Raw genomic sequence first — 17,644 nt, 5'->3', positions numbered from 1 at the left:
AACAACCAGGTCGACAGCAGGACCACACAAAACTGGAAGTGTTCATGGAGAGAAAGCTGCCTTCCCTTACTCCTGAAACGTCGCCGTTCTGGCAAGGCGGTTCGACTGGGGTGCTGAACATCTGCCACTGCGCGGCGTGCTCCCGGTTCTTCCATCCGCCCGCGCCTGTATGCCCGAAGTGCCTCTCGCCGGACGTCGGTCCGAGGCCGGTGTCGGGGCGCGGGCGGGTGTTCAGCTTTACGGTCAATCATCAGGCATGGGTACCCGGTCTTCAGGTGCCCTATGTGGTCGCGATCGTCGAACTGGTTGAACAGTCGGGACTGCGTTTTCTGAGCAATATCGTGGGCGTTCCGCCAGCGGAGGTCCATATCGGACTGCCCGTGCGCGTGGTGTTCGAGCAGATCGAGGATGTCTGGCTGCCGCTCTTTGAGCGGGAAGAAGAACGGGGTGAAGCGTGATGGACCGAGTGTTCGAAAAGCATGTCGCGATCACGGGAATCGGGCAGTCTGAAATCGGCCGGCCGTCGAGCCGTACGGCGATCCGGCTGAGCGTGGACGCGGCGCTCGAAGCCATCGCCGATGCAGGGCTCGAGCGCAGCGACATCGACGGCATCGCGAGCTGGCCAGGCGACAACAACAACGGCAATCCCTTTTCGCCGGTCGGGCCCAATGCGCTCATGAATGTGCTCGGCCTGAACGTGAACTGGTATGGCGCGGGCTATGAAGGACCCGGCCCGCTCACCGGGATCATCAACGGCGCAATGGCGATTGCGACCGGCCTGTGCAAGCACGTGCTGGTGTTCCGCACGATCACAGAGGCAAGTGCGCGGCTTGCAAGCAAGACGGCGAGTGCACTGACCAACAAGACCATTGGACGCGACAGCAGTCATTTCTGGCAGTGGTACACGCCATTCAACGTCATCTCGGCCGTCAACCTGATGGCGCTCTATGCGCAGCGGCACTTTCACGACTACGGCACGACTGCCGAACAACTTGCGCAGATCGCGATAACGTGTCGCAATAACGCCGCCGACAATCCGAAGGCCCTGTTTCGCACGCCGATCACCACCGACGATTATTTCGCATCCCGCATGATCTCTACGCCGCTTCGCATGTTCGACTGCGACGTGCATTGCGATGCGTCGACCGCAATCGTGTTGTCGCGCGTGGACCTTGCCCGGGAGGGTCCCAACGCGCCGATCCGCCTCGAAGCGATCGGCTCGGCGTTACATCAGCCGTGGTCGTGGGACCAGATTTCGCTGACCGAAATGGCGTGCTTCGACGTGGGGCGCATGATGTGGTCGCGCACCGATCTCAAGCCGAAAGACGTGGGCGCAGCACAGCTCTACGATGGTTTTTCGATCCTGACGATGCTCTGGATGGAAGGCCTCGGACTTTGTCCGCGCGGCGAAAGCGGCGCATTCGTCGAAGGCGGGCATCGTATCGCCCGCAATGGCCAGATTCCGATCAATACCAACGGCGGCCAGCTTTCGGGGGGGCGCACGCACGGTCTCGGCTACGTCCATGAAGCCTGCACCCAGCTTTGGGGGCGTGCTGGCGAGCGACAGGTCGCCCCGCACGAAGTGGCAGTTGCGGCGGCGGGCGGCGGTCCGCTCGGCGGCGCGCTGCTGCTCGTCAAGGAATGAACTCCACATACCCCTGCTCAATCCATTTCCCGAGGAATCCGCGAATGCGCGACGCTCGCCCCACTAATTCGGCTTCGATCGACCTCAGCGAATTTCGCGGCGCGTGGCGCATCGTGCTGGTCGCAATGCTGGGACTGTGCGTGTCGGCCAGCGCGTCGCTGCTGTATTCGTTCGGTTCGTTGGTCATCCCACTGCAGCACGCGATCGGCTGGAGCCGCGCCGATCTGCAACCGGCCGTTGGCTTTATGTTCGGCGGCACCATCGTCAGCACACAACTCGTTGGCTGGCTCAACGATCGCTGGGGAATGCGTCGCGTGAGCGCTCTGTCGCTGGCGGGCATGTCAGCGTGTTATCTGCTGATGACGCAACTGGGCCACGCAATCGGCTGGCTCTATCTGCTCTGCACGCTGCTCGCGCTAGCCGGCGTCGGCGCCACCCAGGTGACGTGGTCGAATCTGATCGTGCTCTGGTTCTCGCGCAATCGCGGTCTCGCGCTCGCCGCGATGCTGTCCGGTACCGGGCTATCCGCGATGGTCTATCCGCAAGCGGTCACCTGGGCGATTTCGCGCTGGAATTGGCAAGGCGGTTTCGTGCTGCTGGGCCTCGCGCCGCTGGCGGTACTGCCGCTGGCGCTCGCGTGGATGAAGCTGCCGAGCCAACATGGCAAAGCGGCGGCGGACTTTGCCGCACAACGGCACGACGGGCTGTTGTTTCGCACCGCCCTTCGCTCGGCGCGTTTCTGGACACTCAATCTGGCGCTCGCGCTCGTAGTCGCCGCCGTCGTCGCGATGATCAGCAGCACCATTCCGTTGTTGCGCGACAAGGGGCTGGATGCGTCGGATGCGAGCCGTGCGTTCGGCGGCTTCGGCATTTCGCTGCTGGTCGGCCGGCTGATTGTTGGCTATCTGTTCGACCGGCTGTGGGCGCCCGGCGTCGCAGCGGTGACGCTCGCGTTGCCCGCGTTGGGTTGCGCGTTGCTCGGCAGCGCGGACGCGCAGCAAACCGGCCTGCTCACGCTCGCGACGATGCTCGTTGGCGTCGGCGCAGGCGCCGAATTCGACATCGGCGCCTATCTTGTCGCGCGCTATTTCGGCATGCGCGATTACGGGCGTCTGTTCGGCCTCCATGTATCGCTGATCACGTGCGCCGCAACGCTGTCGCCGTGGTTCTTCGGACACCTGTACGCATCGACCGGCACCTATGCCACCATGCTGGCGATCTGCGGCGGTGCATTCGTAAGCGGCGCGTTGTTGTTGTTGCCACTCGGCCGCTATCCGAAGTTCGACTCACTGAACCTTGCATAAATCCCTATGTCAACACAACACCTTGTCATCGTGGGCGCCGGTCAGGCCGGCTTTCAGACCGCAGCTTCGCTACGGCAGGCCGGCTTCACCGGCAGCATTGCCCTCGTCGGCGACGAGCCGGGTGTGCCCTATCAACGGCCGCCGCTTTCGAAAGCCTATCTCCTCGGCAAGATCGGGACGGCCGCGTTGCGTTTCAGACCCGAGGAATGGTTCGTCGAACAGCGCGTCGAGCGCGTGCAGGCGACGGTTGCCGCAATCGACCGGGACGCACGGCGCGTAGTCCTCGCTGACGGGGCACACTTGCCATATGACCATCTGGTGCTTGCCACCGGAGCGCGCAACCGTGTGCCGTCCGTCGACGGTATCGATCTCGACGGTGTATTCGGCATCCGCACACTAGCGGACGCAGACGCACTGTCGTCGCGAGTCGACACCGCACGCAACGTGGTCGTCATCGGCGCGGGGTTCATCGGCCTCGAGTTCGCGGCAGTCGCCGCTGCGAAGGGCTTGCCGGTTCGCGTGATCGAGCTCGGTCAGCGTCCGATGGCCCGTGCGCTATCCGAACCCATGTCGGCTCTGTTCGGCCATGCACATCGTGAGTGGGGCGTCGTGTTCGACTTCGGGCAAACCGTCACGCGCCTCATCGGCACGGACGGCAAGGTGACTGCGGTCGAAACGGGCAGCGGCGAGCGTATCCCAGCGGATCTCGTCGTATATGGAATCGGCGTAGTGCCCAATACTGAACTCGCAGCGGCAGCGAACCTGCGCGTCGACAACGGCATCTGCGTCGACAACCAGCTTGTCACCTCCGATCCGGCGATCTCCGCAATCGGCGATGCAGCCAGCTTCCCGTGCGCGTGGAGCACAACGCGGGTGCGGCTGGAGTCGGTTCAGAACGCCGTCGATCAAGCCCGCGCGGTAGCTGCCCGCCTGACCGGAGCACCGGCGCCATACAACGCCCTACCCTGGTTCTGGAGCGACCAGGGCGACCTCAAGCTGCAAATCGCCGGACTCTCGGGCGGACACGACAAAGCCGTTGTGATCGGGTCGATCGAGCAGAGACAGTTCAGCGTGCTCTGCTTCCGCGAGGGCCGCCTGATTGCGGTCGAATCATGCAATCGCGCGGCCGATCATATGGCAGCACGCAAACTATTAACCCGGGGAACGGCATTGGGCGTCGCCGACGCGCGTACACCCGGATTCGACTTGAGGGCATACGAGTCTTCGACCCGTGACGTCGCCGCCTACCAGTGACGCCGCCCGCGCGTCAGCCTCAAGTGCCTCGCCATGAATAGCAAGTTACAGGCTCTCGCCACGCGGGAAAAGATACTCGACGCAGCCGAGCTGGTCTTTTCCGCGCACGGAACTGAGCACACGACACTTGAAAACATCGCGCGCGCCGCGCAGGTGACGCGGGGCGCGATCTATGGCCACTTCGAGAACAAGACAGCGTTGCTGGACGCCCTGTTAAAGCGTGCCGCATTGCCGTTAGACCCATTCATGGTGCCGGTGCCTGAGAATTGCGAAAGCCCGCTCGAACGATTACGGCAAGACCTGCAAACGAGGCTGCACGCTGTATTGTGCGAAGGCACAACGCGGCGGCTTTATCGCATCCTGATCGCGGGGTCCATGAACAATACCATCACACCCGCGAAAACCCTCAACGAAGCCGCTCAGGTCGCACAGGCGTGCATTGCAGCCGCGTTGCGGGCTGCACAGGTGGTGGGCGAAATCAGCAAAGATGTCAGTTCGCCGCGCGAAGCGAGCATGATCCACGCGCTGCTAACGGGTTATTCCCTCCGCAGCCTGCTCTACACGGCGGAATCCAGGCCGCGCGAACTGGCTGTAGACGTCGTTCATCATGCGCTTCATCCGCTTTATTCTCATTACATCGCGCACCGGGTGCAATGACCATTGTTTAGTGGTTCTTTGAGGGAGTAGCTCATTACACGAGTGATCTATGACATTACCGTGAAATCCATAGACGGTGCCGAGCTTACGTTGGCGGCCTTCAGTGGCAAGGTGTTGCTCGTAGTGAACGTGGCCTCCAAATGCGGGCTAACGCCGCAGTACGAAGGTCTGGAGAAGCTCTATGAGGACAGGCGCAAGCAGGGCCTGGAAGCGCTGGGCTTTCCCGCCACAATGGCCCGCGAGATGGGGATGTCGCAGAAAGCCGTGTCGCGGATCTGGCGTGCCATCGGACTGCAGCCGCATCGTCAGGAGACCTTCAGGCTCTCCGCCGATCCATTTTTTGTCGACAAGGTACGCGATATCATCGGGCTGTACTGATCCCAGACCTTTTAACTGGACCAAATCGGCCGACGACATCCTCGCCAGCGTCAAACGATTTTGTCTACGAATTTCTAACTCGGGACACTAGAACAAGTGGAAGAATCGTTACGTGCGTCAAGGTTTTAACGGTCCCATTCGAGTTTCCCTGATCCGGACTCATCCCCGAAGCGTGCCGCCTAAGCCGCCATCAACGAGCAGGTCCGTGCCGCTAATGAAGCTCGCTCGTTCGGAACAAAGAAATTCGAGTGCATCGGCGATCTCCTGCATGCCGCCTTGGCGTCCCAAGGGAATCCGCGCGAGCAATTCATGCTTCTGCGGGGAATGGTGGAATTCGCGTTGCCCCATTGGCGTCGCGATCAGGCCAGGCGAGAGGGAGACGATGCGATTTCCGCGTTCACCCCATGTGCGCGCAAGACGACGACACATCCGGTTCAGGCCGTACTTGGAGATCATATAGCTGCGCGAGGCGTCAATGTCTCTGCCGCACTGGACCTCAAGCGCCTCCATGAAATCCTCGGCTAATGGTGCATCGAGCAATCGGTGCAGTGCTGTGAGATCGCCCGTGAGATGCCCCGCCATCGAAGATATGAACACACCCACACCCTTTGTAAGGTGTGGCAACGCCGCATCGGCCACCCGAGCGGCGCCTTGGAGGTTGACCGCCATGATCCGTTTCCAATCCCCTACCGACGGCGATAGCCCGACGACGTGAACGAGGGCGGCCAACGGCGCTGTGCGCGGCAAGGTATCAAATAGGGTGGCGACTGAATGGCGGTCAGTCACGTCACAAGGGCTCGCCAGTGCAGCGATCCCTTCTTCGCACAGCTGTGAAGCAAGCGTTTCCACCCGTCTGGCATCGATGTCCGCAAGCACGACCCGATAGCGCTGTCCCATGCGTCTCGCACACGCCATACCCAGACCACCGCCCGCGCCCACAACAATTGCGAGCGACTGATCTTCGCGAACTGATCGGTCAGCCATACCTGTCTCCTTTTTTCGCCTGCTAGCTTCCACCAATAACTGCGTTCACACACTATTGGCGTTGCAACATCCTCATGCCGCGCAGAATACGCCTCAGGCGTGTACGGCTTTTCGTCGAGTTCGCTTATCATGCTCTCGACCAACGTGGCGCAATTGCCCTTATGCCCCATGACACGAAGGGCGATCTCAAATTGGTCCGGATGGCCCGAACGACACAGAGCGGCCCGTTCATTGCGTCAGCTGCAAGTTTCAGATCGTGATCAATGGCCCGTCCCCCGGCTACGAGAGTCGCCCGGCGCACAATCGTCGCGTATTAGGGGCGAAACCGCAGTCACGGAAGCCAGTTGCTACGCCATGCCACCACGAAGATCTCCTGGAGGCCGACCTTCGCGACGCTCTGTAGACCAAAAAACGCACCTGAGGTCTCGCATCGGCTTGGCGGTGTTCACATAGTTTGCAATGGTCGCGATGTGCCTCCTGTAGAACACTTGAATTTTCTGGGTGCGTGCAGCGCGAGACTCATAGATCGATGGCGTGCAGGACGCCAAGCCTTACCTTAGGCGCTACGATCATCCCGAACATATTAATGATTAATGTTATTGTGAGCAACTGACGAGTCGGGCGGCCAGGAAAAACCAAGGGAATACCTAGTGTCCCGAGTTAACAATTGATTGCCTTATTTGCTTTGTGTATTAACCTGGGTTGCAGGGTTGGCAAATATGCGAGGCAACGATGAGACGAAGACCGAGGGCGCCGTCGGTCCTCAGTGTGGCGGAACGCGAACAACTCACGGCGCTGACGATGCGGCGCAAGACGGCGCAGGCGCTGCCCTTGCGCGCGCGCATTGTGCTGGCCTGCGCCGAGGGCACCGACAACAAGACGGTGGCGGCAAGAGAGCGTGTCACTTCGCATACGGTTTCGAAGTGGCGTATTGTTTCCAGCATTGTACCGATCACGCGATGCACCGATCGAAAGGGAATGCAGTCAAGGTCAAGGCAATAATATAAGCACTCCTGCAAAACATGTTCGCGCCCCCCCTGCAACCGCAGACATCCGGAGCAAAACACGTGCTAAGGCAGAGTCTTGGTGCGTCGCTCTGCCCTGTGGCTGCGCCATCCTCTCAGCAGAATACACGGCATTCGCAACAGCAGTCCCCAGCCCAGCAGCCCCAAGGCCTCCCATACATCGTGCGGACGTAACACGATGGTGGCCGCCATCGATCCCATGACCTTGGTCTTGAGAACAAGCTGATCTCCATCGAGGTCTACCGACTTCACCTCGACCATCTCGACGCCATCCTTGCTGAACATCTTCATTTTTTGCATGCCATCTGATTGGTGTCCCCAAAATGCATCAGGCCCTGATGGTGGCCGTGATCTTCGCATGCGGCCCCGCCACTTGCGCGGCCCAGGCATCGGGTGTCTGGTCGAAGCGGTAACCGACATGATCGAAGGTGATGCGATGCTCGCGCGCCATTCGCAACAGCCGGCGCCACGTGGCTTCCCGTTCGCTGGCCGGGCGTTGCCCCGTTCCCACGCAACTGAGCGTTCGGAACAGCAGATCGGCGATATTGAGGTTGATCTCACGCCCAGCTCCCGTGCCGATGGTGACAATGCGCGCGCCCCGGCGAGTGGCCTTCAGGGCATTGAGCATGGGCGCACCACATACGCCGTCGAGAACCACGTCGAATCCCTCGCCCGCAGCGGCCTTCAAGGCTGCAGCATCGTCGGCGCCGCCCAAGGTCACCACCGCATCGGCCAGGCCGCGCGCACGCAAGCGCTCGAGGGCGGAAGCATTGCGGGCCGCTCCTACCACGCGGCCGGCCCCGAGGATGCGCGCCAGCTGGATGGCGATCTGTCCAAGCGTTCCCGTGGCGCCCAGAATGAGCACGTTTTCGCCGGGCTTGATGCCTGCCTGCTCCAACGGCAGCAGCGCACCGGTACCCGCAATGCCCATGGTGATCGCGAGCACATCATCGACATCGTCTGGTACATCCCACACCTCCTCGACCGGGACCAAGGTATGCTCGGCCCAGGCACCAAAGGGCACCACCGAGCGTTCGCCAAAATAGACCCGGCGCCCCTCGACGGTATGGCCGACTCCCTCGCCACGAATGACGCACGGGAATTCCTCCCCCATGCGGTAGGCGCCTAGAACGTCCCAGCCCCCGAGTCCAGCAGTGTCGACGTTGATCAAGGTCGCACCCTCGCGCCCTTGCGGCACGGGGAAGTCCTGCAGAACCGGCCCCAGGCCGCGGTCCTTGATCACGGCGGCCCGCATCATGCCGCCACCAGCTTGTCGAAGTCCATGCCGAACTCCTCGTCGAGCAACAGCCGAGCCACGTTGCGCCCCGACGAGGCGGTGACACCTCCGCCCGGGTGCGTGCTGGCGCCGGCGATGAACAGTCCTTCGACGGGGGAGCGGTACTGCCCGTATCCCGGAGCGGGCCGGTTCCCGGCGATCTGCCAGTTGTAGGAGCCAAAGTGCAGGATATCGGCCTGAATCATGGCGTTGTTATGGCGCTCGATATCCAGCGGAGTCATCCATGAAAAGCCGATGATGTTGTCGTCGCCCATGTTGGTGGTGAGCTTGCGCAGATCATCCAGGAACCCGTGGGCTACCTCCTTGCCAATCTCGTCCCAGCGCGCCGCCCCGCCCTTGAGGTTGTAGGGTGCGAAGGCATACATGTTGAGCGCCCGCTTTCCCTCGGGCGCGCGCGTCTTGTCGTATACATCCTGCATCACATAGGCCACGTAATCTCGCCGCGGTATGCCGTACTCCAGATCGCGGAACGCGCGGGAGAATTCTTCCACGCTGGAATGGGAACGCTCCACCCAGAAGAAGTCGTCCACCGCAGGCCCCACCCTGTACCGCGGAGCCTCGTGCAGCGCCACATGCATGTTGAAAGGCTGGAAACTGGAATGCTTGAGCGTCTGGATACGGCGCTCGAAACCCTCCGGGTAACTGACGCCGGGCAGCATGTGCGGAAACACCTGCTTCGCATGCAGGGTCGAGATGACTGCTTTCTTCGCCAGGATTTCCTCCCCTGACTCCAGTATCACACCGGTGACCTTGCCGCCGTCCAGCTTGAATTGCTTCACTGGACTCGAGGTTCGCACCACGCCTCCATGTGACTCGAGGCAGGCGCGCAGCGCATCGGCAAACGCGCCCGATCCGCCAACCGGAATGCCGACACCGTAGCGGTGCATGAACGGCAGAATGATGTAAAAGCCGAAACCGGTGCCGTTGTCGAACGGATTCATCATCGCCTCGGACGCATAGCGTGCCAGCGCGATCTTGACCTTGTCGCTCTCGAACCATTCGCTGATCACGTCCCAGGCACTCATGGCCTGAGTGCGCATCAGATCTTGGCCCACGGCGCTCTGCTCCATCATGACCGCCTGCGCGCCCGCGTTGGGCGGCGCGTGGAACATGCCCATCACCATCATGTCCAGATTCTGAAACACCTGGTGGTTGAAGCGGCGATAGGCATCGGCATCGTGCTGTGAAAACTTGGCGATGGCCTGGCAGGTTCGCTCCAGATCCGTATAGAATTCCAGCGTCGTCCCGTCGTCGTAGAAGATCGCCGTCATCTTGTCGGGATTGACGTACCTGAGCCCGAACCTGGCCACGAGACCCAGCTCGTCATTGCGCAGCAGCGGGTTGGCCTGCAGCAACGTGTGGGCCACCGAGCACACGTCATGCTTGAAGCCCGGCACAGTCAGTTCGCGTGTCATTACACCGCCGCCGACCTTGTCGTTCTTCTCGACCACGCATACTTTTTTACCGGCCTTGGCCAGGTAACAGGCGGCGACCAGTCCGTTATGGCCTCCACCGGCGACCACAACATCATAGATTTGACTCATATCGCACTCCCGTGCATTACAGTGCGGTCTCGGCATCGGCAGCAGCGAACATCTTGTTGATGTCTCCCGAAGTTACCGGCTTGCCCGCCTCGCGCACCGGCCTCGCGCCTCCCATACCCAGCATGGGTTCGACACTGACATGCCGGGCCTGCGCCCGCAGTGCGCCCACCGTGCAGTTCTCACGCCCCAGAATGGAAAACGGGTCATAGGAAAACTCCCTCATTGCATTCAGGTGGCCGATCTTGTCGATCTGCAGATCCGTCAGATGCCGGGTCTGGGCATGGAATATCTCCGGTGAACCCGGCCAGGTGCAATCGGAGTGCGGATAGTCGCATTCCCATGTCACCTTGTCTTCGCCGATATCGGCCAGATTCCGCAGACCAAACTCGTCTTCGATGAAACAAGTGATGATGTGCTGCTTGAAGACATCGCTTGGCTTGCCGCCGCCGAAGTCGGTCATGGTCCATTCATGATGATGCCGATAAGTGAAGTCGGCGCGTTCCAGCAGATACGGAATCCATCCAATGCTGCCCTCCGAAAGGGCCATGCGCAGGTTGGGGTACTTCTTCCACATAGGGGCCCAGATCCAGTCTGCAGCCGAGTTGGCAATCGAGATCGGCATCGAGGTAATCCAGGCGTCGATCGGCGTGAGGTCCGAGGCGTGCTCGGCCTTGACGCCGGTGCCGATGTGACAGCAGATCACCACGTCGTTGTCCGCACAGGCCCGCCACACCGGATCCCAGTGATCGGAGTGGATCGATGGGAATCCGTGCAGCGCAGGGTTGTCCGAGAGCGAGATCGCGTGTACACCGAGTTTGGCCATACGACGGATTTCCTGAGCGGCCAGTTCACCGTCCCACCAGGGGATCAGGCTCAGCGGAATGAACCGGCCCGGCGCGGCGTTGCACCAATCCTGCAAGTGCCAGTCGTTATAGGCCTGGATGGCGGCAAACGAGACGTCCCGCGCCTCCTTGTATTGCTGGAAGCGTTGACCCGCGAAACCAGGGAAGGTCGGAAAGCAGATCGAACCCAGCACGCCGTTGGCGTTCATGTCGTCGACACGGGCCTTGACGTCCCACGTGCCGCGACGCATGTGCTCATAGCCCAAAGGTTCCATGCCGTATTCATCCTTAGGACGCCCCACTACCGAGTTCAGGCCCATGTAGCCCGTCGCACGGCCTTCAAAGACCCACACATCACGGCCCTTGTTTTGCACCACTTTTGGCTCCCGGCCTTTGAATCTGGCCGGCATGTGACGATCAAAGGCGCCGCGCGGTTCAATCGCATGGTCGTCAACACTAACAAGAATGAGCTCGTCGAGTTGCATGATGGTATCCGTATAAAGATTTATTCATGGTTTAGGTATCCATATCATCAAATGGCCGAGCTGGACCTGGCGCCGTGTATTACGAGCGTTGCCGCCGCTCATTCCCGGCATGGCCAAAGGTCGACCGCTATACCCGGCTCGATGGCGTGGACATCAATGCCTAAGACAGCTAATTGTGCTTCGGATCGTCAATCCCATATCACGGGCACAGTAGAGGCACCGCGCAGCATGCTGCCGGTGATTTCCGGGGCCGGACAGTCTGGATCCAGCCGAATGTTGGGGAAGAGGTCGAGTATGGCGTTGATTGCAATGGACAGTTCCATCTTCGCCAGGTACTGGCCAACGCACATGTGCGGGCCGAAGCCGAAGGTGAAAGACGGCTTCTGCCGGCGATCGATATTAAAGGTGTCGCTGTTGTCGAAGATCTCCTCGTCGCGGTTGGCTGAGGCCACGACGCATTGCACCATCGCCCCTTTGGGAATGTGCACGCCCCGGATTTCGACGTCTCGTGCTGCCTGTCGCACCTTGACAGTGGACACTGGCTCGAAACGGACGCTCTCGTCGATCAGCTTAGGCACCAGGCTACGGTCGTTGCGGATTCTCTCGACCAGTTCCGGGCGCTGCAGTAACAGCGTCATGATCGAACTAAAGGTACGTGTGGTGGTTTCCCCGCCAGCGGCGACCATCGAGCGCGCGAAGGTGGTGATTTCATGGTCATCGAGCTTGCGCCCCTCGAACTCGGCGCGCAACAAGCGGCAGACCAGATCATCGCCAGGCGCACCCTCCGCGCGACGACGCTTGACCAACGCCAGCACCGCCTCGTACAAGGTATTGGTGGCCTTCATGGCACGTTCGCGTGATTCGGCTTCCTTGATCGGGTCGAGCTGCGGCCCGGCCAGGATCGACAGGCCCATCGCGGCATATTCATAGAAATTGCCGAGTTCGTCGTCGGGAAATCCGATCAGGCCGTAAATGACACGAATGGGGAAGTACAGCCCGAAGTCGAGCAAGTCAGCCCGCTTGTCAGGGACCAGCGGCAGGATGAATTCATCGCGAATCTGATGCTCGATCAGACTTCGCCACGGCAGCATTGCGTTCGGCGCGAACACGGGCTGCAGAAGACCTCGAGCGGCACGATGCGGCTCCCCGTCCATGGCGATGATGATCAACCCGTCTGCACTGAAGAAGCTGCCGAGACCTCTGGCAATGAAGCCACTGGTGAAAGTAGCTGAGTCTTGCAGAACATGCTTCACGTCGTCGTACTTGAACAGCGCGAAGGTCTGGTTGCCGTGGTTGGCGCCTGCATGAGTGGGCACGCCGATGCTGTTCATGAAGTCTCCGGCCACGACCGGAGACTTCATGCGCCTGTCACGGCACACCGCGTGCAGGTCAATGTCGGTGCCTCGGTAGTTGGCCGACAGCGCCGCGAATGCTTGTTCGAGTTTTTCGGAACGGTGAGACGTACGCATGGCATTCCTTGTGATATGTGAGACCCTGAACAACAGATCAAAGGAAAATGCCGAGGTTTGGAGTTCCGATCACCGACTGGTCGATCAGGATTTCGCGGCGGGCAATCTTGAAAGAGTCCCCATCCTTTCGCAACACGTCGTGGCGATCACACGGGATCAGGTCGAAGTAGTCGAAGTCGAAGCGGCTGCGGCTAACCAACAAGTAGCTCAGAACCTTGTATTCATCCGGTTTTTCCGTCCCGTACACACGAACGTTGCTCACCATGCGGCGGGTGCGCGAGGGTGGATCCTCGCCCCATGCGCTGCGCGTATCGGTGATGCGGCGCACGCGCAGCATCAGGGATCCGAGGTTGTCGTGCATGTGCTGCACCGTACGGATGGTCGTTCCATCCTGTTGACGCACAGGGCGCGTCAGACGCTGGGGCACGTTGTATTCGATGTCGGGCGCGAGCAGTTCACTCCATTCAGCCAGTTTCAGCGTATCGAGCAGCTCGGCTTCATCGACGAGGAACTCGAAGATTTCGTTATATACGGGGCTACCCATATGCACGCGCCTGGCATGGATGGTGGGCGGCAGGGGTGTGGGTTCGAGCAGGTTAAGCGACATGGTGTGGTCTCCTGATGTGTATGAGTCCTGGTGTGCCGGCTCAACCGTTACGGGTCATCAGCTCGTGCCAGTACGTCCAGAAGCTCCAGTTGGTGTCATCCTTGGTGAAGCCACTGCCCACGTGGCCGGGGCCTGGCCATCCCTCAGGCGCCCCCGTCTCGAACCTGGCCTGGTACTTCAGGGTAATGTTTCGGCTCATGGCACCCTTGGCCACAATGGTCTGATGCGGCCAGGTATCGGAATCGTCTTGTTCGACCATGCCCGAAGTGCCCAGCAACTGGCAGGAAATGCGCAGCATGGCGGCTTTCTGCTCGGGCGGCGTGTCTTTCTCCGCCAGGATCCAGTTCATGAACATGAACTTGTCCGGCCCCACGGGCACATAGGTGTGCAGCGCCATGGCACCGACCACCTTGCCATCGGGGGTAGGCAGATAGATGAACTCGAACAGACCATTGGGGAAGAAGTTGCCGACCTGCGGGGGGTTGGAACTCATCATCCGGATCTGCTCTGGCGAGAGACGGCTGACCACGTCAGGGATCATCTCGGGCGTAAGGCCCGGGGGGGGCAAAACTGTGAGCTTTTCCTGCGGCGTAAGCTCGGACGGATCCTTGCCCGTGATCCGGCGCACCTTTCGATTCAAATCGATGCAGCGCATGGTGTGACCATGATCGGTCCAGACTTCGATGCCGTACATTTCGGGTGTGAGGTCGGCTCCACCACCCTCCTCGCCGGGCTTCCTGGCGTAAGGGCCGATCTCGCCCAGCCAACGGTGAAGCGTGAGGGTGTGGAAGCCATCCGAGGCCCCCTGCTCGGCGGCAGCCTTCCAGTTGGCACGGATCATGAAGCGCTGCGGAGGCCCCAACACCTCCATGCCCTTGGTCGTGCGGCACCACAGTGTGTCGTAGTAGAACCTGGCATCGCCCAGGAACTCATCGAACGACGGGCCGTCGACGTTCCAGGTGGCGAAAATCAAGCCGCCATAGATCGCCACACGGGCTTTTGTGAGCGAGAGCTCTGCCTTGCTCATCGTCTTCCCGTGCATGCACTCTTTCTCAACGGGTGCGCCGATGAAGTCCCCGTTGGGCTTGAAAGCCCAGCCGTGGTAGATACACAGATGGGCCTGGGTATTGCCCGCGTCCAGCGTGGAAACCTTCATGCCCCGATGGGTGCACACGTTGAGCACCACATGTACCTGACCTTCGTTGTCACGCGTAACGAGAACCGAATCGGAACCCATGTCCCTTTGAACGAAATCCCCCGCATTAGGTATTTCCGTCTCGTGCGCCAGAAAGACCCAAGTCTTGGCGAAGATTCTCTCCATCTCGAGCTGGTACACCTCGGCATCAGACAGAACCCGCATTTTTACTTCACGAGTGTCCAGGTTGATGAGATCCGAGACCTTGGTTCCGTCGGACAGAATTGGACTGCTACGCGTCAACATACAAGTCTCCTTATGACCGGCGTAATTGCGGCATGGAGACAAGTTAAGACAGTTTTCAGTTTTGTGTATAACTTGTGCAGGTTTACCCCGAACAGAGACGCAGGAATGCTTGATCTATCGCAAATCTCGACGGCCTTTGGCCACAGTTTGGGTAGTCAAGCCGATTCTGTTCTAGCCGGATATTTGAAGGAGCGACTGTCCCCAATCTGAATGCGCTGTAGTACACAAAAACGATGCAATTCGTGGTCCAGCCGTTCGAACCATTCGAGGCGGTTGCCTTCGAGCCGCTTGAACGGGCGCTGGTTCAGGTCGGCGATCAGTTCTGCAATGGCCTTGTTGAGTTCGGCCAGACTGTAGAAGCGATAGTGGCGTAGCCGGGCCAGCACCCAGCGCTCGACGATCTGCACGCCGACTTCGACCTTGGCCTTGTCCTGCGGTTTGCGCGGACGCGCCGGCAGCATCGCCGTGCCGTAGTGGTTCACGAAGTCCTGTGTGGTCGTGCCCAGTCCGGGTTCGTAACGGTCGGGCCGCGCGATCAGCGCGCGCGGGTTGTCGGGCACGAGCAGCTCGGGCACGCCGCCGATGAACTCCAGCGCGTCGCACAGGCTGCCGATCCAGTCCGCCATCGTCTCGGTGCGCGTCGCGCAAGCGAACGTATAGTTCGACGCACCGAGCACGGCAACGAACACGTGCGCCTCAAACTCGACGCCGCCATCGCGCGCGAGGCTCGGCACGGCCGGGCCCGCGAAGTCGGCGAACAGCTTCTCGCCGGCGCTGTGCTGCTGGCGCATTGAGCGCTTGATCGACTTCGCCCAGTCCCTGCACTTCTGGCAGAACTGCGTGTAACGGTAGGTCCGCTGGCCGGGGTTCGCTTCAGCGTATTCTTCCCACAGCAGTTGCAGCGTCACGCCCTTGCGGCGCAGCTCGCGATGCAATGCCGTGTAGTCGGGCTCGATGCGCCGGGATGTCGTCGCCGTGGCATCGGTTGCCGCAGGCCTCAGGCGCGCGTTCAGTTCATCGTCGGACAGCGCTTCGGCTGCGGCCCAGTCCCGCCTGGCTGGCCTGGGCCGAGAACTTCGACACGGCCCCGACGCTGATGCCGATGGCCCGGCTGATCTGCCGGTGCGTCAGGCCACACGCCCACTTCGGTCGCAGGACTTCCTTCAATTTGTGCATGCTCATCCGAGGTGTCGGCATCAGCGCTTCTCCCGCAAAAAAGGGAGCAGGCTAACGCCGCCGGTGAATACATGCGCAACGCCACCGCCAGACTCAAACCCGGATTCCGAATGATCGTGATCACGATCCGCCGTAATCCGTGATCACGTTCGCCGGAATACGCAATCTTCGCCCACACGCCCCCTCCTTCGTCACCTCGCAACTGAGGCCCAAAACGTCCACGAGCGCGCGTCGCACCCGGATTGGATCGCCGCATCCACACCCATGACGCAATGCGTTCGACTGCAGTTCAGGAGGCTCACGAAAAAAATTACGCGCTCTCCCGTGGATTTGATTTATATCACGTCTGCACAATATGTTGTGCCTTAAATCATGTTAACAACTATATCTAGTATACGATTAGCCATCTCGATAAGGGTCGTACCAATGCGGCAAGTCGCTATCGACGTACTGTTTCAGGAGATACCCAACGAAATCTGCCTGGGATTTTTCATGACTGGCTGCCCGCTCGCTTGTGCGGGGTGCCACTCCAAGGTGTTGCAGGACGCTGCGGCCGGAGACCCGTTGAGCCTGGAAACTTTCGACGCATGGCTCCAGCGCTATAAGGGTCTGGCTTCGTGTGTGCTGTTCATGGGAGGCGAATGGGAGACGGCGTTGCCGGAGTATCTCGCTCTGGCCAGACGTCTCGGCTACAAGGTTGCGTTGTACACCGGCGAAGAGCGGCTGGCACCAGCGCTCGAGCAGGTGCTCGATTATCTGAAGACCGGTCCTTATGTTGCCAGGCTTGGCGGTCTGAACCAGAAAACCACGAATCAACGACTAACACACGTGCCGACAGGCACGGACCTCACCCCCTTGTTTTGGGATTAAGGAGCTTCGATGTTTACACAACTGACCAGCACCCAGGTGGACCAAAAACTGGCCTTCCTGCGGCACTATGCGGAAGCGGCAACGGCCGCCGATGGCGCAGCACTGGACGCCAACGCCAACGTGGAGGACAAGAACATCGCGACGTTGGAAGCCGAGTTGCACAAGGATTTCAATATCCAGATCAACCGGCGCCTGATAAGCCAGGAGATCTCGGCGATGTTTGGCGATGAGCTGGCCGAAGAGTACATCAGGCAAATTACGGATCACGAAATATATGTGCACGACGAGACATCGCTGCGGCCATATTGCGTGTCCGTGAGCATGTATCCGCTGCTGCTCGATGGTCTGACCAAGCTGGGTGGCGAGTCGAAGGCGCCGAAACACATCGAATCGTTCTGCGGCACCTTCGTCAATTTCGTGTTCGCGGTGAGCGCGCAGTTCGCGGGCGCAGTCGCAACCGTCGAATTTCTCCTTTATTTCGACTACTTCTGCCGCAAGGACTATGGCGACGACTACCTGAACACGCATCGATCGCGGGTCGAAAACCACTTGCAGCACGTCGTGTACGCGCTGAACCAGCCGGCCGCCGCTCGCGGTTACCAGAGTGTGTTCTGGAACATCTCGCTGTACGACCAGCCGTACTTCGAGAGCATGTTCGGCACGTTC

Annotated in this window: 15 protein-coding genes and 3 pseudogenes; 9 read left to right on the top strand and 9 right to left on the bottom strand. The window is 60.4% G+C overall.

The features are described from left to right. The first annotated feature begins 44 nt into the window (after window positions 1-44). The 6 genes and pseudogenes from D1Y85_RS15945 to D1Y85_RS27075 all read left to right on the top strand — a co-directional run. Window positions 45-458, top strand: a complete 414-nt coding sequence (locus D1Y85_RS15945) for a Zn-ribbon domain-containing OB-fold protein (RefSeq protein WP_124152041.1) — start codon at window positions 45-47, stop codon at window positions 456-458. Next, window positions 458-1,645, top strand: a complete 1,188-nt coding sequence (locus D1Y85_RS15940; protein WP_221410300.1) for a thiolase family protein — start codon at window positions 458-460, stop codon at window positions 1,643-1,645. Before D1Y85_RS15945 ends, D1Y85_RS15940 begins: the two co-directional genes overlap by 1 nt. A 44-nt stretch (window positions 1,646-1,689) precedes the next feature. Further along, entirely contained in the window at window positions 1,690-2,949 is a 1,260-nt protein-coding gene (locus D1Y85_RS15935; RefSeq protein ID WP_185219001.1) for an MFS transporter, read from the top strand. 6 nt (window positions 2,950-2,955) lie between these two features. After that, the gene (locus tag D1Y85_RS15930; protein ID WP_124152038.1) at window positions 2,956-4,203 is read left to right on the top strand and encodes an NAD(P)/FAD-dependent oxidoreductase; all 1,248 of its coding nucleotides are present in this window, start codon (window positions 2,956-2,958) and stop codon (window positions 4,201-4,203) included. 33 nt (window positions 4,204-4,236) lie between these two features. Next, window positions 4,237-4,860 (top strand): TetR family transcriptional regulator, encoded by a 624-nt coding sequence (locus D1Y85_RS15925; RefSeq protein ID WP_124152037.1) that lies wholly within the window; start codon window positions 4,237-4,239, stop codon window positions 4,858-4,860. A 42-nt stretch (window positions 4,861-4,902) separates the two neighbouring features. Continuing rightward, window positions 4,903-5,079: pseudogene (locus D1Y85_RS27075) on the top strand (glutathione peroxidase); the annotation flags it as partial. Window positions 5,080-5,397: 318 nt separating this feature from the next. On the opposite strand, the gene D1Y85_RS15915 reads toward D1Y85_RS27075, so the two are convergent. Beyond that, on the bottom strand, window positions 5,398-6,222 hold the full coding sequence (locus D1Y85_RS15915; RefSeq protein ID WP_124152036.1) for an SDR family oxidoreductase: 825 nt from the start codon (window positions 6,220-6,222) through the stop codon (window positions 5,398-5,400). Between the two features lie 732 nt (window positions 6,223-6,954). Here D1Y85_RS15915 and D1Y85_RS27640 point away from each other — a divergent pair. Then, window positions 6,955-7,152: pseudogene (locus D1Y85_RS27640) on the top strand (IS630 family transposase); the annotation flags it as partial. Window positions 7,153-7,292: 140 nt separating this feature from the next. Here D1Y85_RS27640 and D1Y85_RS15905 read toward each other — a convergent pair. From D1Y85_RS15905 to istA, 8 genes and pseudogenes are all read right to left on the bottom strand, one after another. Continuing rightward, complete coding sequence (locus D1Y85_RS15905) at window positions 7,293-7,547, bottom strand: hypothetical protein (RefSeq protein ID WP_221410299.1); 255 nt, start codon at window positions 7,545-7,547, stop codon at window positions 7,293-7,295. A 28-nt stretch (window positions 7,548-7,575) separates the two neighbouring features. After that, window positions 7,576-8,505 (bottom strand): quinone oxidoreductase family protein, encoded by a 930-nt coding sequence (locus D1Y85_RS15900; protein ID WP_246024937.1) that lies wholly within the window; start codon window positions 8,503-8,505, stop codon window positions 7,576-7,578. After that, a complete protein-coding gene (locus D1Y85_RS15895) occupies window positions 8,502-10,088 on the bottom strand; it encodes a phytoene desaturase family protein (protein ID WP_124152035.1) in 1,587 nt (528 codons plus the stop codon). Before D1Y85_RS15895 ends, D1Y85_RS15900 begins: the two co-directional genes overlap by 4 nt. Before the next feature lie 16 nt (window positions 10,089-10,104). Then, window positions 10,105-11,415 carry an amidohydrolase family protein gene (locus D1Y85_RS15890; protein WP_124152034.1) on the bottom strand — a complete coding sequence of 437 codons (1,311 nt, stop codon included), beginning with the start codon at window positions 11,413-11,415 and terminating at the stop codon, window positions 10,105-10,107. A 188-nt stretch (window positions 11,416-11,603) separates the two neighbouring features. Continuing rightward, on the bottom strand, window positions 11,604-12,884 hold the full coding sequence (locus D1Y85_RS15885; RefSeq protein WP_124152033.1) for a cytochrome P450: 1,281 nt from the start codon (window positions 12,882-12,884) through the stop codon (window positions 11,604-11,606). A gap of 37 nt (window positions 12,885-12,921) precedes the next feature. Continuing rightward, window positions 12,922-13,491, bottom strand: coding sequence for an aromatic-ring-hydroxylating dioxygenase subunit beta (locus tag D1Y85_RS15880; protein ID WP_124152032.1), 570 nt, complete (start codon window positions 13,489-13,491; stop codon window positions 12,922-12,924). Between the two features lie 40 nt (window positions 13,492-13,531). After that, the gene (locus D1Y85_RS15875) at window positions 13,532-14,932 is read right to left on the bottom strand and encodes an aromatic ring-hydroxylating dioxygenase subunit alpha (RefSeq protein WP_124152031.1); all 1,401 of its coding nucleotides are present in this window, start codon (window positions 14,930-14,932) and stop codon (window positions 13,532-13,534) included. Window positions 14,933-15,135: 203 nt separating this feature from the next. Continuing rightward, window positions 15,136-16,129, bottom strand: a pseudogene (istA, locus tag D1Y85_RS15870) (IS21 family transposase); the annotation flags it as partial. A gap of 351 nt (window positions 16,130-16,480) precedes the next feature. On the opposite strand from istA, the gene D1Y85_RS15865 reads away from it, so the two are divergent. Both D1Y85_RS15865 and nrdD read left to right on the top strand, forming a co-directional pair. After that, window positions 16,481-16,978 (top strand): 4Fe-4S cluster-binding domain-containing protein, encoded by a 498-nt coding sequence (locus tag D1Y85_RS15865; protein ID WP_342773472.1) that lies wholly within the window; start codon window positions 16,481-16,483, stop codon window positions 16,976-16,978. A 9-nt stretch (window positions 16,979-16,987) separates the two neighbouring features. Next, window positions 16,988-17,644: anaerobic ribonucleoside-triphosphate reductase (gene nrdD / locus D1Y85_RS27635; RefSeq protein ID WP_281278292.1), on the top strand; the 657-nt coding region annotated here is incomplete at its 3' end.

The organism is Paraburkholderia dinghuensis (assembly GCF_003837865.1).
Lineage (GTDB): Bacteria > Pseudomonadota > Gammaproteobacteria > Burkholderiales > Burkholderiaceae > Paraburkholderia > Paraburkholderia dinghuensis.
The sequence above is the reverse complement of the archived record's forward strand: the minus strand, read 5'-3'. Positions and strand labels throughout refer to the sequence as shown.

What these genes read in the sequence shown, in the direction of transcription:
- D1Y85_RS15945 (WP_124152041.1), top strand. Translation starts at nt 45, where the DNA reads ATGGAGAGAAAGCTGCCTTCCCTTACTCCTGAAACGTCGCCGTTCTGG.
- D1Y85_RS15940 (WP_221410300.1), top strand. Translation starts at nt 458, where the DNA reads ATGGACCGAGTGTTCGAAAAGCATGTCGCGATCACGGGAATCGGGCAG.
- D1Y85_RS15935 (WP_185219001.1), top strand. Translation starts at nt 1,690, where the DNA reads ATGCGCGACGCTCGCCCCACTAATTCGGCTTCGATCGACCTCAGCGAA.
- D1Y85_RS15930 (WP_124152038.1), top strand. Translation starts at nt 2,956, where the DNA reads ATGTCAACACAACACCTTGTCATCGTGGGCGCCGGTCAGGCCGGCTTT.
- D1Y85_RS15925 (WP_124152037.1), top strand. Translation starts at nt 4,237, where the DNA reads ATGAATAGCAAGTTACAGGCTCTCGCCACGCGGGAAAAGATACTCGAC.
- D1Y85_RS15915 (WP_124152036.1), bottom strand. Translation starts at nt 6,222, where the DNA reads ATGGCTGACCGATCAGTTCGCGAAGATCAGTCGCTCGCAATTGTTGTG.
- D1Y85_RS15905 (WP_221410299.1), bottom strand. Translation starts at nt 7,547, where the DNA reads ATGCAAAAAATGAAGATGTTCAGCAAGGATGGCGTCGAGATGGTCGAG.
- D1Y85_RS15900 (WP_246024937.1), bottom strand. Translation starts at nt 8,505, where the DNA reads ATGATGCGGGCCGCCGTGATCAAGGACCGCGGCCTGGGGCCGGTTCTG.
- D1Y85_RS15895 (WP_124152035.1), bottom strand. Translation starts at nt 10,088, where the DNA reads ATGAGTCAAATCTATGATGTTGTGGTCGCCGGTGGAGGCCATAACGGA.
- D1Y85_RS15890 (WP_124152034.1), bottom strand. Translation starts at nt 11,415, where the DNA reads ATGCAACTCGACGAGCTCATTCTTGTTAGTGTTGACGACCATGCGATT.
- D1Y85_RS15885 (WP_124152033.1), bottom strand. Translation starts at nt 12,884, where the DNA reads ATGCGTACGTCTCACCGTTCCGAAAAACTCGAACAAGCATTCGCGGCG.
- D1Y85_RS15880 (WP_124152032.1), bottom strand. Translation starts at nt 13,491, where the DNA reads ATGTCGCTTAACCTGCTCGAACCCACACCCCTGCCGCCCACCATCCAT.
- D1Y85_RS15875 (WP_124152031.1), bottom strand. Translation starts at nt 14,932, where the DNA reads ATGTTGACGCGTAGCAGTCCAATTCTGTCCGACGGAACCAAGGTCTCG.
- D1Y85_RS15865 (WP_342773472.1), top strand. Translation starts at nt 16,481, where the DNA reads ATGTTAACAACTATATCTAGTATACGATTAGCCATCTCGATAAGGGTC.